This window comes from Burkholderia sp. MSMB617WGS, from assembly GCF_001532025.2.
Classification (GTDB): Bacteria; Pseudomonadota; Gammaproteobacteria; order Burkholderiales; family Burkholderiaceae; genus Burkholderia; species Burkholderia savannae.
Genome location: NZ_CP013457.1, coordinates 997,569 through 1,012,327 on the forward strand (window position 1 = coordinate 997,569; position 14,759 = coordinate 1,012,327).

The window sequence follows — 14,759 nt, forward strand, 5'->3', positions numbered from 1 at the left end:
GATGTCGTTTGCTGCGTCATGCGCGGCGCTTCATGCGTCGTATGCTTCGAATTTCGAATTTCGAATTTCGAACCTCGAACCTCGAACCTCGAACCTCGAACCTCGAACCTCGAACCTCGAAGCCAGAAGCCAGAAGCCAGAAGCCAGAAGCCAGAAGCCAGAAGCCAGAAGCCAAGAGCTCGATGTCGGAAATTGCAAATTCCGAAGTTGGAGCTTGGCACAAGGTATTCTGCACCGTGCGTTGCTCGGCTCGGCTCGGCATTCAGCATTCAGCATTCAGCATTCAGCATTCAGCATTCAGCATTCAGCATTCAGCATTCGAACGCCGGAAGCGAGAAGTTTCAAACCGCGCAAGACATTGCCAAATCCCGAGCGACCATGCGCGCTCGTCCATTCTTTCGCTGACGACAGCGGACTCGCGGCCGCGAACGTCCGCAGCTCCGATTTGCGTCACCGCTCCTGCCGAGCCGCGTGCATCGGCAATGTTCGTCGCTCCCAAAGCGCGGCGACGATGAACGCGAGCGCCGACACGATCAGCACGCCGACCAGCGCATCGCCGCCGAGCTGCTCCATCAGCGCGCCGGCGACGAGCGGTCCGCCGAAGCTCGCCGCGCTCCACGACGCGGACACGAGCGAGCTCGCCGTCACGAGCGCCGAGCCGCGGAAGCGCTCGCCGCACGCGACGAGCGACAGCGTGTAGACGCTGCCCGCCGCCGCGCCGAGCACGAAGAGGAGCGGCCAGCAGAGCCACGGCGTCGCGACGACGACGGGCAACAGCGGCAGCAGCGCGAGCACGACGCAACCCGCGCCGATATGCACGCGCTCTCGGCCGAGCTTGTCGGCGAGCCAGCCGATCGGGAATTGCATCGCGGTGTCGCCGAACAGCAGGATCGCCGCGAGCAGCACGGCCGTTCCGCTCGCGACGCCGCGCTCCATCGCGAAGAGCGGCAGCAGCGAGAGGGCGAGCGTGTCGAACAGCGCGAAAAACGCGGTGCCGATGACGAGCGCGGGCATCTTCGGCATCACGCGCGTCCAGCGGTCGTGCGCCTCGTGATGCGGCTCGTCGCCGACAGGCGTCTTGCGGATCGACGCGAGCGACGGCAAGGCGAGCAGGAAAAGCGCGCCGCTCAGCGCGAAACGCACGTTCGTCATCCCGGCGATCTGGCTGACGAGCACGGGGCCCGCCATCTGGAACAGCGTGAAATTCGTCGCGTAGATCGCGACGACGCGCCCGCGCGTCGCATCGTCGGCGAGCTGGTTGACCCACGCTTCGCCGATCGTGAAGAGCAGCATCAACGCGGCGCCGCAGACGACGCGCAGCACGCCCCAGACGGCGAGGCTCGACGTGAACTGCATCAGGATGGTCGCCGCGGCGAGCATGAGCACCGACGCGACGATCACTTGCCGTCCGCCGAAGCGCTTCGTGATTGCCGACACGAACGGCACGACGACGAGGCCGCCGCCCGCCTGCGCGGCGGTCAGCATGCCGACGATGTTGGTGCCGTGGCCCGCCTCGGTGAGCGCGAGCGCGGTGAGGGGGAGGGTGGCGCCCGTGCCGAGGCCGACGACGGCGACGCTGAGAATGAGCGCGAGAAAATCGCGGGTGAGGATCGTTTTCATGACGGCCGTGATGCTACACCGGGGAGCGGAATCGCTCCATCGAGATGCGTGCCGCGCGACGCGGCGACGCCGACGCCGATGCCGATGCCGATGCCGATGCCGATGCCGATGCCGGGGCTGCGCGGAGGCGGAGGCGGAGCGTGCGTGGTGGAGGCAGCCGGGCTCGATGCTGCGCCGGCCGTGTGTCGCGCGGTCGTATGGACGGACGGCGGTGCCTGCCCGATTCACGCATGCCGTACCGGGCCGATGATCGCACGCGACGCGCGGCATTCTCGGCATGTGCGAAAAAGCGCAAATGTCCGACGCGCGGCGGCGCGGTGCGAGTCGCGCACGCCAGCCGACCGGCATTCGAATGCGCGGAGCCTAACCGGGAGCCGCGCGTGATACGAGACTTCGGTGAAAAGCGGGATGCTCGCTGCGCGGCGGCGCGATTCGAGTCGCGCACGCCGCCCAACCGGCATTCGAATGCGCGGAGCCCAACCGGGAGCCGCGCGTGATACGAGACTTCGGCGAAAAGCGGAAATGCCCGATGCTTGACGGCGCGACGCGATTCGCGCCTTTCGATGCGTCGACGTTCGCTTGCGCGGCGAGCCAATCGCCCAAGCCGGACCGGCGCGCCGCGCATGCGATCACGTCGCGCGGCCGACGGCCACGTCGATCGGCAGCGCGCCGTTCGTCGAGCGCGATTCAACGGGGCGATCGATCCGTTGCCGGCGGCGCATCATCCGGCCTGCCGCGCGCCGTTCGTCACACGACCGGCGCGCGGGCGCGCCGCGCAGCGAATCGCTGCCTCGCGCGCTCCGCGCATCAGGCGCATTCGGCCGGCCCCGGCACCGCGCGCCGTTCGAGCGACGCCGACCACAGCGTGAGCGCGAGCGCCGCCATCGCGAGCACGGCGCCCGCCCACGGCAGCTTCGCGAGCGGCACGCCCGCGTGGATCGCGGTGCCGCCGAGCCACGCGCCGAGCGCGTTGCCGAGATTGAACGCGCCCTGGTTGAGCGTCGACGCGAGATTCGGCGCGTGGCTCGCGCGGTCGACGATCAGGATCTGCAGCGGCGGCACGATCGCGAACGCGAGCACGCCCCACACGAAGATCGTCACGAGCGCGGGCATCGGCGTACGCATCGTGCCCGCGAACGCGGCGAGCACGACGCCGATCGCCGCGAGCGTCGCGACGAGCGACGGCATCCGCCGCCAGTCGGCGAGCTTGCCGCCGACGGTGCCGCCGACCGTCAGGCCGAGGCCGAAGAGCAGCAGCACGAGCGTGACGTCGTGCGGCGTGAAGCCCGTCACGTCCTCGAGGATCGGCGTGATGTACGTGAACACGGTGAAGAGGCTCGCCGACGCGAGCACGCTGATGCCGAGCACCATCAGCACCTGCGGATTGCGCAGCACGCCGAATTCGCGCGCGATGCCGGCGGCGGGCATCTCGAGGCGCTTCGGCACGCAGACGGCGAGCGCTGCTGCCGCGAGCGCGCCGATGCCGGTGACGGCCCAGAACGTCGCGCGCCAGCCGAACGCCTGGCCGAGCGCGGTGCCGAGCGGCACGCCGAGCACGTTCGCGAGCGTGAGGCCGGTGAACATCAGCGCGATCGCCTGCGCGCGCTTGTTCGGCGCGACGAGGCTGCTCGCCACGACCGAGCCGATGCCGAAGAACGCGCCGTGGCAGAACGCGGTGACGACGCGCGCGATCATCAGCGCCGTGTAGCCGGGCGCGATCGCGCAAAACAGGTTGCCGACGATGAACACGCCGATGAGCGAAAGCAGCGCCGCCTTGCGCGGCATCTTCGCGGTGACGACGGCGAGAATCGGCGCGCCGATCGTCACGCCGAGCGCGTAGCCGGACACGAGCATGCCCGCCGCCGGAATCGACACGCCTAGGTCGCGCGCGACGTTCGGCAGGAGGCCCATGATGACGAACTCGGTGGTACCGATACCAAACGCGGCAACGGCAAGGGCGAAGAGGGGCAGCGGCATGGACGACTCGCGGGAGGGCCGCCGCCTCCGGCGCCGCGGGATGCGGCGCGCCGATGGAAGCGAGCGGGACAGCCGCGATTTTATCTCAGGGAAAACCCCTGTGTTTAGGGCCTGATCAGGTGTTGCGCGCAGGCGTCGGCGCGGTGTCCCAGCCGTTCTCGTACAGGCATTCCTCGAGCGGCATCCGCGTGGCCCACCGCTCTTCCTCGAGCATCGGCTTCGCGTAGAACGCGTCGACGTGGCCGAGGCATAGCACGGCGATCGGCTTCGCGCCGTCGGGCATCGCGAGCAGCCGGCGTAGCGCGTCGACGTCGAAGAGCGACACCCAGCCCATCCCGAGCCCCTCGGCGCGCGCGGCGAGCCACATGTTCTGGATCGCGCAAGCGGCCGACGCGAGATCCATCTCCGGCAGCGTGCGGCGGCCGAACACGTGCCGCTCGCGCCCGTCGGCGAGCGCGGCGACGAGGAGCTCGCCGCATTCGCGCACGCCTTCGACCTTCAGCCGCATGAATTCGTCGTGCCGCTCGCCGAGCGCGTCGGCGGTCGCGCGGCGCTCGGCGTCGACGAGCGCGTGAATGCGCTCGCGAAGCGCGGGGTCGGTCACGCGGATGAAGCGCCACGGCTGCATGAAGCCGACGCTCGGCGCGTGATGCGCGGCGCGCAGCAAGCGCGCGAGAACGGCGGGATCGACCGGGGCGGACGTGAAATGGCGCATGTCGCGCCGCTCGAAGATCGCCCGGTAGACGGCGGCGATCGCGGGTTCGTCGAAACGCATGGTGAACTGGCGAAACGGGTGGAGGCGAAGAATCGCCGCAACGATAGCAGACTCGCGCGGCGCGCCAATAAGGGGTTTAGCCGACGGGGCCCGACCCGCCGAATCGGCGTGCCGGAGCACGACGCAAGGTCCGCGGCCCACGGCGTGAGGCGCGAGGCCCAAGGCGCAAGGCCCAAGGCCCAAGATCCAAGGCCCATATGGCCTACGCCGCACTGCCCACGGCGCGTCCGCCCCCGCTCGCCGTCAGCCCTGCTGCACCGCGTCGACGACGTTTCGCGGCGCGCCGTCCTGCCATGCGCGGATGTTCGACAGCGTCGTATGCGCGATCTCCGCGAGCGCCTCGCGCGTGAAGAACGCCTGGTGCGACGTGACGATCACGTTCGGGAACGTGAGCAGCCGCGCGAGCACGTCGTCCTGCAGCGGGCGATCCGAATGGTCTTCGAAGAAGAGCCCGCTTTCCTCCTCGTAGACGTCGAGCCCGAGATGCCCGAGCTGGCCCGTCTTCAGCGCGTCGATCAGCGCCTGCGTGTCGACGAGGCCGCCGCGGCTCGTGTTGATCAGCATCGCGCCCGGCTTCATCCGGGCGAGCGCGCCGGCGTCGATCAGGTGATGGGTGGCGGGCATCAGCGGGCAGTGCAGGCTCACGATGTCCGATTCGGCGAGCAACTGCTCGAGCGGCACGTAGCGCACGCCGAGCGCGATCAGCGCGTCGTCGTGCGGCGGCAGCGAATGCGCGAGCACGCGCATTCCGAAGCCCGCCACGATCCGCGCGAACACGCTGCCGATAAGGCCCGTGCCGATTACGCCGACCGTCTTGCCGAAGAGATCGAAGCCGAGCAGCCCGTTCAGCGAGAAGTCGCCTTCGCGGGTGCGCGCGACGGCGCGCGGCAGGCGGCGGTTGAGCGCGAGGATCAGCGCGACCGCGTGCTCGGCGACCGCATGCGGCGAGTAGGCGGGCACGCGCACGACGATGAGCCCGAGCCGGGCCGCCGCCGCGAGGTCGACATGGTTGAAGCCCGCCGAGCGCAGCGCGATGAGGCGCGTGCCGCCCGCGGCGAGCGCCTCGAGCACGGCGGCGTCGAGGGTGTCGTTGACGAACGGGCAGACGACCTCGTAGCCGCGCGCGAGGATCGCCGTCTCCGCGTCGAGATGGGAAGGCTGGAAATGCAGCCGGTAGCCGAACGACTGGTTGGCGGCATCGAACGAATCGTGGTCGTACTGCCGGCTGCTGAAAAGAATCACGCGCACGCTTTGCCTCCGGTAAAGGGTGCGCATTAGTTTACTTCAGCCGAGCGTCACTGGAGCCCCGTGACGACGTCGGGGCGCTTCGCCGTGCCGGCCTCGCGCATGAAGTAGTGACCGTTCGTCTCGGTCTTCTGGCCGCCGAGGTGGTACAGCGCGTGCTCGACGAAGCTGCGGGTGCGCGCCGGCAGGAACTGGCGGTTCGGATAGACGATCGACAGCTGCGTGTCGGGATCGTCGATCCGGTAGTCGCCGAGAATCCGCACGAGCTCGCCGCTTTCGAGCGCGTCGGCGATGTAGCTTTCCGGCAGCACCGAGATGCCGGTGCCGGCGAGCGTCGCCGCGCGCACCATCGACGCGCTGTTGACCGTGTAGACGGGCTGCAGCGACACGACGTGCGTGAAGTGATCCGGATCGACGAAGCGCCAGGTCGACGAGTGCTGGTCGGCCGGCAGCGCGATGCACGCATGGCGGACGAGATCGTCGGGCCGGTGCGGCGCGCCGTGCCGTTCGATGTACGAAGGCGCGGCGCACAGCGCGAGCGTGTTCGGCATCAGCGGATGGCCGATCAGCGCCGGGTTGCCGTCGAGGCGGCCGCCCGTGACGAGGCCGGCGTCGTAGCCGGCTTCGATCACGTCGAGCGGCCCTTCGGTCAGCGTCAGCTGCACGCGGACCTTCGGGTACTGACGCCGGTAGCTGTCGACGAGGGGCGTGACCCGGCCGGGCGACAGCAACCCGGACACGGCGACGCGCAACGTGCCGACGGGCTCATGAACCGCCCGCTCGACGGATGCCTCGAGCTGATCGAACTCCTCGAGCAGCGCCCGGCAGCCGTCGAGGTAGCGGATGCCCGCTTCCGTCAGCGACAGATTGCGCGTCGTGCGATGGATGAGGCGCGTGTTCAGATGTGTCTCGAGCATCGCGATCGAACGCGTGACGAGCGCATTCGATACGCCGAGTTTCCGCGCCGCTCGCCGGAAGCTCTGCAGTTCTGCAACACATACGAAAACACGCATGGTCTGGATTTGGTTCATAGCTTTCGTTGGCCCATTAAATGATTATGTTGTGTTTTTCGCCTTCGATCATGGCAAGCCGCCGGCTGTCGGATCAGCACAGAACTTGTCTTAACAGACCGTTGAAATACGTCGGTCCGTCCTGCACGATGTAGGCTCCCGAGATCAAGGAAGAGCAGGCAGATGCGAGGCGCGGACGGTTACAACGAATCGTTGTTCAGCACGGTGAGGCTAGAGGAATTTGTTCCGCAGGCGCATCCGCTGCGCCAGATCCGGACGTGGCTGAACGAAGCACTGTCGAAGATGGATGCGAAGTTCTCGGCGATGTACGAAGTCGACGTGAAGGGAGGCCGACCGAGCATCGCGCCTGAGAAACTGATGCGGGCGATGCTGTTGCAGGTGCTGTACAGCATCCGCAGCGAGCGGCAACTGGTCGAGCAGATCTCGTACAACCTGCTGTTCCGGTGGTTCGTAGGCCTGTCGATCGAGGATGCGGTTTGGAACCACTCGGTGTTCAGCAAGAACCGGGATCGGCTACTGGAATTCGACGCGGTGACGGAGCTGTTCAACGCGACGGTGGAAACGGCGCAGAAACGGGGCCTGCTGTCGGGCGAACATTTCAGCGTCGATGGCACACTGATTCAGGCCTGGGCTAGCCACAAGAGCATCCGTCGCAAAGATGGTAGCGACGACGACCGGCCGCCAGGCAACTGGCACGGCCAGCCGCGCAGCAACGAAACGCATGAATCGAAGAGCGACGGTGACAGCCGCCTGTACCGAAAGAGCAATGTTGCACCGGCGCTGCCGAGCTATCTCGGTCATGTGCTGACCGACAATCGGCACGGTCTGGTGGTCAATGTACAGGCCAGCCGGGCGAATGGCCGAGCCGAACGCGACGTTGCCGCCGAGATGTTGCAGGACGTCGCGCGACCAGATCGACGCATCACGGTCGGGGCCGACAAGGGTTACGACACGCGCGGGTTCATCAAGGCTTGCCGGGACGCGAACGTGACGCCGCATGTGGCGCGAACACGAAACGCAGCGGCGGCAGCGCGATCGATAAACGCACGACGCGGCACCTGGGCTACGCGCTGAGCCAGCGCAAACGGAAATGCATTGAGCAGTGCTTCGGCTGGGGCAAGACGATAGGCCCGCTGCGACAGGTCATGGTTCGTGGTCTCGAGAAAGTGGACCAACTGCTGACTCTGACGATGGCAGCCTACAACCTGACGCGGTTGAGATCGCTGGCCGCGTTGCGCCCGCAGAGCGCCTGAGGTACCAGAGTGGGCACCGGGAAGCCCACGACGTTGATCCATTCGCATTGAAATCGGCAGAGCGAGCCGAAATCGAACGCTTCGCGGTGATCGTCGTGAACGGCGGAAGGGAAAATACGTCAGGACGGACAGTAATTCAACGGCCTGTTAAATATCGAATCATCGAAGGCTGGGCAAATTGTTCAATAAGCTGAGTGCATCAGTCAACTAAATAATTATTTCATCTCGAATGTAATAAATCGGTCGTCGGGATCGGCGATCCCTATTTTCGGGGTGTGAACCGATTCCGAGATTTGCGCGGATGATATTCGACGAATGCGACAGTTTTAATCCCTGCGAGGCGTCCGCGCGGCGCGGCCGGCGCGGTACCGTTTCCAGTACGGTACTGCCGCTGGTTCGGAGTGCGCAGCGCCGTGCGGCGCACGCCGTTCGAGCATTTTTTCCGGGGGATTTTTGTGAGCGGATTGCAATGCGGTCTAAGGTTCTTTTCCGGCGCGGAACAAATAAATTTGCTGCATCGCATCGAATGGTTAATGCAAAGCTTTTCGAAAAGCTTGACGGTTCGGGTTGCAAAAAATGATTTTTCGATTTAGTGGGAGGCGGATTTGATGACGATTTGGCCTATTCGGACGGCGCGGGTGGGAATTTTCCGGGGGCGTCGCGCGAGAAAAGCGCCGGCGGCCGAATAAGAAGAAAGGCGGGCCGCGGCGGGCGTCAAGTGCTGATGCGTCGCAGGCGGGCCGTCGACGACCGCGGGCGACGGCGGGCGCGGCGAGCGGCGAACCCGGTTCGCCGCGGCCCGGGGCGGCCGCGGCCGGCTCGCGGCAACGCAGGTGCGCGGGCGAAGCGGGCCGGCAGGATGCGTCGCCGCGCTGCCCGCCGCCGCCGTCGCGCCCATCCGAAGCTCGCGTCGATCGAGCACGACGCAACCCGCGCCGATATGCACGCGCTCTCGGCCGAGCTTGTCGGCGAGCCAGCCGATCGGGAATTGCATCGCGGTGTCGCCGAACAGCAGGATCGCCGCGAGCAGCACGGCCGTTCCGCTCGCGACGCCGCGCTCCATCGCGAAGAGCGGCAGCAGCGAGAGGGCGAGCGTGTCGAACAGCGCGAAAAACGCGGGTGCCGATGACGAGCGCGGGCATCTTCGGCATCACGCGCGTCCAGCGGTCCGTGCGCCTCGTGATGCGGCTCGTCGCCGACAGGCGTCTTGCGGATCGACGCGAGCGACGGCAAGGCGAGCAGGAAAAGCGCGCCGCTCAGCGCGAAACGCACGTTCGTCATCCCGGCGATCTGGCTGACGAGCACGGGGCCCGCCATCTGGAACAGCGTGAAATTCGTCGCGTAGATCGCGACGACGCGCCCGCGCGTCGCATCGTCGGCGAGCTGGTTGACCCACGCTTCGCCGATCGTGAAGAGCAGCATCAAACGCGGCGCCGCAGACGACGCGCAGCACGCCCCAGACGGCGAGGCTCGACGTGAACTGCATCAGGATGGTCGCCGCGGCGAGCATGAGCACCGACGCGACGATCACTTGCCGTCCGCCGAAGCGCTTCGTGATTGCCGACACGAACGGCACGACGAACGAGGCCGCCGCCCGCCTGCGCGGCGGTCAGCATGCCGACGATGTTGGTGCCGTGGCCCGCCTCGGTGAGCGCGAGCGCGGTGAGGGGAGGGTGGCGCCCGTGCCGAGGCCGACGACGGCGACGCTGAGAATGAGCGCGAGAAAATCGCGGGTGAGGATCGTTTTCATGACGGCCGTGATGCTACACCCGGGGAGCGGAATCGCTCCATCGAGATGCGTGCCGCGCGACGCGGCGACGCCGACGCCGATGCCGATGCCGATGCCGATGCCGATGCCGATGCCGGGCTGCGCGGAGGCGGAGGCGGAGCGTGGCGTGGTGGAGGCAGCGGGCTCGATGCTGCGCCGGCCGTGTGTCGCGCGGTCGTATGGACGGACGGCGGTGCCTGCCCGATTCACGCATGCCGTACCGGGCCGATGATCGCACGCGACGCGCGGCATTCTCGGCATGTGCGAAAAAGCGCAAATGTCCGACGCGCGGCGGCGCGGTGCGAGTCGCGCACGCCAGCCGACCGGCATTCGAATGCGCGGAGCCTAACCGGGAGCCGCGCGTGATACGAGACTTCGGTGAAAAGCGGGATGCTCGCTGCGCGGCGGCGCGATTCGAGGTCGCGCACGCCGCCCAACCGGCATTCGAATGCGCGGAGCCCAACCGGGAGCGCGCGTGATACGAGACTTCGGCGAAAAGCGGAAATGCCCGATGCTTGACGGCGCGACGCGATTCGCGCCTTTCGATGCGTCGACGTTCGCTTGCGCGGCGAGCCAATCGCCCAAGCCGGACCGGCGCGCCGCGCATGCGATCACGTCGCGCGGCCGACGGCCACGTCGATCGGCAGCGCGCCGTTCGTCGAGCGCGATTCAACGGGGCGATCGATCCGTTGCCGGCGGCGCATCATCCGGCCTGCCGCGCGCGCCGTTCGTCACACGACCGGCGCGCGGGCGCGCCGCGCAGCGAATCGCTGCCTCGCGCGCTCCGCGCATCAGGCGCATTCGGCCGGCCCCGGCACCGCGCGCCGTTCGAGCGACGCCGACCACAGCGTGAGCGCGAGCGCCGCCATCGCGAGCACGGCGCCCGCCCACGGCAGCTTCGCGAGCGGCACGCCCGCGTGGATCGCGGTGCCGCCGAGCCACGCGCCGAGCGCGTTGCCGAGATTGAACGCGCCCTGGTTGAGCGTCGACGCGAGATTCGGCGCGTGGCTCGCGCGGTCGACGATCAGGATCTGCAGCGGCGGCACGATCGCGAACGCGAGCACGCCCCACACGAAGATCGTCACGAGCGCGGGCATCGGCGTACGCATCGTGCCCGCGAACGCGGCGAGCACGACGCCGATCGCCGCGAGCGTCGCGACGAGCGACGGCATCCGCCGCCAGTCGGCGAGCTTGCCGCCGACGGTGCCGCCGACCGTCAGGCCGAGGCCGAAGAGCAGCAGCACGAGCGTGACGTCGTGCGGCGTGAAGCCCGTCACGTCCTCGAGGATCGGCGTGATGTACGTGAACACGGTGAAGAGGCTCGCCGACGCGAGCACGCTGATGCCGAGCACCATCAGCACCTGCGGATTGCGCAGCACGCCGAATTCGCGCGCGATGCCGGCGGCGGGCATCTCGAGGCGCTTCGGCACGCAGACGGCGAGCGCTGCTGCCGCGAGCGCGCCGATGCCGGTGACGGCCCAGAACGTCGCGCGCCAGCCGAACGCCTGGCCGAGCGCGGTGCCGAGCGGCACGCCGAGCACGTTCGCGAGCGTGAGGCCGGTGAACATCAGCGCGATCGCCTGCGCGCGCTTGTTCGGCGCGACGAGGCTGCTCGCCACGACCGAGCCGATGCCGAAGAACGCGCCGTGGCAGAACGCGGTGACGACGCGCGCGATCATCAGCGCCGTGTAGCCGGGCGCGATCGCGCAAAACAGGTTGCCGACGATGAACACGCCGATGAGCGAAAGCAGCGCCGCCTTGCGCGGCATCTTCGCGGTGACGACGGCGAGAATCGGCGCGCCGATCGTCACGCCGAGCGCGTAGCCGGACACGAGCATGCCCGCCGCCGGAATCGACACGCCTAGGTCGCGCGCGACGTTCGGCAGGAGGCCCATGATGACGAACTCGGTGGTACCGATACCAAACGCGGCAACGGCAAGGGCGAAGAGGGCAGCGGCATGGACGACTCGCGGGAGGGCCGCCGCCTCCGGCGCCGCGGGATGCGGCGCGCCGATGGAAGCGAGCGGGACAGCCGCGATTTTATCTCAGGGAAAACCCCTGTGTTTAGGGCCTGATCAGGTGTTGCGCGCAGGCGTCGGCGCGGTGTCCCAGCCGTTCTCGTACAGGCATTCCTCGAGCGGCATCCGCGTGGCCCACCGCTCTTCCTCGAGCATCGGCTTCGCGTAGAACGCGTCGACGTGGCCGAGGCATAGCACGGCGATCGGCTTCGCGCCGTCGGGCATCGCGAGCAGCCGGCGTAGCGCGTCGACGTCGAAGAGCGACACCCAGCCCATCCCGAGCCCCTCGGCGCGCGCGGCGAGCCACATGTTCTGGATCGCGCAAGCGGCCGACGCGAGATCCATCTCCGGCAGCGTGCGGCGGCCGAACACGTGCCGCTCGCGCCCGTCGGCGAGCGCGGCGACGAGGAGCTCGCCGCATTCGCGCACGCCTTCGACCTTCAGCCGCATGAATTCGTCGTGCCGCTCGCCGAGCGCGTCGGCGGTCGCGCGGCGCTCGGCGTCGACGAGCGCGTGAATGCGCTCGCGAAGCGCGGGGTCGGTCACGCGGATGAAGCGCCACGGCTGCATGAAGCCGACGCTCGGCGCGTGATGCGCGGCGCGCAGCAAGCGCGCGAGAACGGCGGGATCGACCGGGGCGGACGTGAAATGGCGCATGTCGCGCCGCTCGAAGATCGCCCGGTAGACGGCGGCGATCGCGGGTTCGTCGAAACGCATGGTGAACTGGCGAAACGGGTGGAGGCGAAGAATCGCCGCAACGATAGCAGACTCGCGCGGCGCGCCAATAAGGGGTTTAGCCGACGGGGCCCGACCCGCCGAATCGGCGTGCCGGAGCACGACGCAAGGTCCGCGGCCCACGGCGTGAGGCGCGAGGCCCAAGGCGCAAGGCCCAAGGCCCAAGATCCAAGGCCCATATGGCCTACGCCGCACTGCCCACGGCGCGTCCGCCCCCGCTCGCCGTCAGCCCTGCTGCACCGCGTCGACGACGTTTCGCGGCGCGCCGTCCTGCCATGCGCGGATGTTCGACAGCGTCGTATGCGCGATCTCCGCGAGCGCCTCGCGCGTGAAGAACGCCTGGTGCGACGTGACGATCACGTTCGGGAACGTGAGCAGCCGCGCGAGCACGTCGTCCTGCAGCGGGCGATCCGAATGGTCTTCGAAGAAGAGCCCGCTTTCCTCCTCGTAGACGTCGAGCCCGAGATGCCCGAGCTGGCCCGTCTTCAGCGCGTCGATCAGCGCCTGCGTGTCGACGAGGCCGCCGCGGCTCGTGTTGATCAGCATCGCGCCCGGCTTCATCCGGGCGAGCGCGCCGGCGTCGATCAGGTGATGGGTGGCGGGCATCAGCGGGCAGTGCAGGCTCACGATGTCCGATTCGGCGAGCAACTGCTCGAGCGGCACGTAGCGCACGCCGAGCGCGATCAGCGCGTCGTCGTGCGGCGGCAGCGAATGCGCGAGCACGCGCATTCCGAAGCCCGCCACGATCCGCGCGAACACGCTGCCGATAAGGCCCGTGCCGATTACGCCGACCGTCTTGCCGAAGAGATCGAAGCCGAGCAGCCCGTTCAGCGAGAAGTCGCCTTCGCGGGTGCGCGCGACGGCGCGCGGCAGGCGGCGGTTGAGCGCGAGGATCAGCGCGACCGCGTGCTCGGCGACCGCATGCGGCGAGTAGGCGGGCACGCGCACGACGATGAGCCCGAGCCGGGCCGCCGCCGCGAGGTCGACATGGTTGAAGCCCGCCGAGCGCAGCGCGATGAGGCGCGTGCCGCCCGCGGCGAGCGCCTCGAGCACGGCGGCGTCGAGGGTGTCGTTGACGAACGGGCAGACGACCTCGTAGCCGCGCGCGAGGATCGCCGTCTCCGCGTCGAGATGGGAAGGCTGGAAATGCAGCCGGTAGCCGAACGACTGGTTGGCGGCATCGAACGAATCGTGGTCGTACTGCCGGCTGCTGAAAAGAATCACGCGCACGCTTTGCCTCCGGTAAAGGGTGCGCATTAGTTTACTTCAGCCGAGCGTCACTGGAGCCCCGTGACGACGTCGGGGCGCTTCGCCGTGCCGGCCTCGCGCATGAAGTAGTGACCGTTCGTCTCGGTCTTCTGGCCGCCGAGGTGGTACAGCGCGTGCTCGACGAAGCTGCGGGTGCGCGCCGGCAGGAACTGGCGGTTCGGATAGACGATCGACAGCTGCGTGTCGGGATCGTCGATCCGGTAGTCGCCGAGAATCCGCACGAGCTCGCCGCTTTCGAGCGCGTCGGCGATGTAGCTTTCCGGCAGCACCGAGATGCCGGTGCCGGCGAGCGTCGCCGCGCGCACCATCGACGCGCTGTTGACCGTGTAGACGGGCTGCAGCGACACGACGTGCGTGAAGTGATCCGGATCGACGAAGCGCCAGGTCGACGAGTGCTGGTCGGCCGGCAGCGCGATGCACGCATGGCGGACGAGATCGTCGGGCCGGTGCGGCGCGCCGTGCCGTTCGATGTACGAAGGCGCGGCGCACAGCGCGAGCGTGTTCGGCATCAGCGGATGGCCGATCAGCGCCGGGTTGCCGTCGAGGCGGCCGCCCGTGACGAGGCCGGCGTCGTAGCCGGCTTCGATCACGTCGAGCGGCCCTTCGGTCAGCGTCAGCTGCACGCGGACCTTCGGGTACTGACGCCGGTAGCTGTCGACGAGGGGCGTGACCCGGCCGGGCGACAGCAACCCGGACACGGCGACGCGCAACGTGCCGACGGGCTCATGAACCGCCCGCTCGACGGATGCCTCGAGCTGATCGAACTCCTCGAGCAGCGCCCGGCAGCCGTCGAGGTAGCGGATGCCCGCTTCCGTCAGCGACAGATTGCGCGTCGTGCGATGGATGAGGCGCGTGTTCAGATGTGTCTCGAGCATCGCGATCGAACGCGTGACGAGCGCATTCGATACGCCGAGTTTCCGCGCCGCTCGCCGGAAGCTCTGCAGTTCTGCAACACATACGAAAACACGCATGGTCTGGATTTGGTTCATAGCTTTCGTTGGCCCATTAAATGATTATGTTGTGTTTTTCGCCTTCGATCATGGCAAGCCGCCGGCTGTCGGATCAGCA

9 protein-coding genes and 2 pseudogenes are annotated in these 14,759 nt (G+C 68.0%); 1 reads left to right on the top strand and 10 read right to left on the bottom strand.

Annotated elements, in window-relative coordinates:
* Window positions 1–450 precede the first annotated feature (450 nt).
* The 5 genes from WT60_RS05020 to WT60_RS05045 all read right to left on the bottom strand — a co-directional run bounded on the left by WT60_RS05020 (window position 451) and on the right by WT60_RS05045 (window position 6,648).
* Entirely contained in the window at window positions 451–1,632 is a 1,182-nt protein-coding gene (locus tag WT60_RS05020; protein WP_348982044.1) for an MFS transporter, read from the bottom strand.
* 795 nt (window positions 1,633–2,427) lie between these two features.
* Entirely contained in the window at window positions 2,428–3,597 is a 1,170-nt protein-coding gene (locus tag WT60_RS05030; protein WP_059644424.1) for an MFS transporter, read from the bottom strand.
* 115 nt (window positions 3,598–3,712) lie between these two features.
* Entirely contained in the window at window positions 3,713–4,372 is a 660-nt protein-coding gene (gene bluB, locus WT60_RS05035) for a 5,6-dimethylbenzimidazole synthase (protein WP_059671256.1), read from the bottom strand.
* A gap of 243 nt (window positions 4,373–4,615) precedes the next feature.
* Window positions 4,616–5,620 (bottom strand): 2-hydroxyacid dehydrogenase, encoded by a 1,005-nt coding sequence (locus WT60_RS05040; RefSeq protein WP_038753417.1) that lies wholly within the window; start codon window positions 5,618–5,620, stop codon window positions 4,616–4,618.
* 47 nt (window positions 5,621–5,667) lie between these two features.
* Window positions 5,668–6,648, bottom strand: a complete 981-nt coding sequence (locus WT60_RS05045; protein ID WP_010105992.1) for a LysR family transcriptional regulator — start codon at window positions 6,646–6,648, stop codon at window positions 5,668–5,670.
* Between the two features lie 162 nt (window positions 6,649–6,810).
* On the opposite strand from WT60_RS05045, the pseudogene WT60_RS05050 reads away from it, so the two are divergent.
* Window positions 6,811–7,901 (top strand): annotated as a pseudogene (locus WT60_RS05050) (IS5 family transposase).
* A gap of 916 nt (window positions 7,902–8,817) precedes the next feature.
* On the opposite strand, the pseudogene WT60_RS05055 reads toward WT60_RS05050, so the two are convergent.
* The 5 genes and pseudogenes from WT60_RS05055 to WT60_RS05080 form a co-directional block, all read right to left on the bottom strand.
* Window positions 8,818–9,651 (bottom strand): annotated as a pseudogene (locus WT60_RS05055) (MFS transporter); the annotation flags it as partial.
* 809 nt (window positions 9,652–10,460) lie between these two features.
* Window positions 10,461–11,564, bottom strand: a complete 1,104-nt coding sequence (locus WT60_RS05065) for an MFS transporter (RefSeq protein WP_236860861.1) — start codon at window positions 11,562–11,564, stop codon at window positions 10,461–10,463.
* A 180-nt stretch (window positions 11,565–11,744) separates the two neighbouring features.
* Window positions 11,745–12,404 carry a 5,6-dimethylbenzimidazole synthase gene (bluB, locus tag WT60_RS05070; protein ID WP_059671256.1) on the bottom strand — a complete coding sequence of 220 codons (660 nt, stop codon included), beginning with the start codon at window positions 12,402–12,404 and terminating at the stop codon, window positions 11,745–11,747.
* 243 nt (window positions 12,405–12,647) lie between these two features.
* Window positions 12,648–13,652 (bottom strand): 2-hydroxyacid dehydrogenase, encoded by a 1,005-nt coding sequence (locus tag WT60_RS05075; RefSeq protein ID WP_038753417.1) that lies wholly within the window; start codon window positions 13,650–13,652, stop codon window positions 12,648–12,650.
* Between the two features lie 47 nt (window positions 13,653–13,699).
* Window positions 13,700–14,680, bottom strand: a complete 981-nt coding sequence (locus tag WT60_RS05080; RefSeq protein WP_010105992.1) for a LysR family transcriptional regulator — start codon at window positions 14,678–14,680, stop codon at window positions 13,700–13,702.
* Window positions 14,681–14,759: the final 79 nt, after the last annotated feature.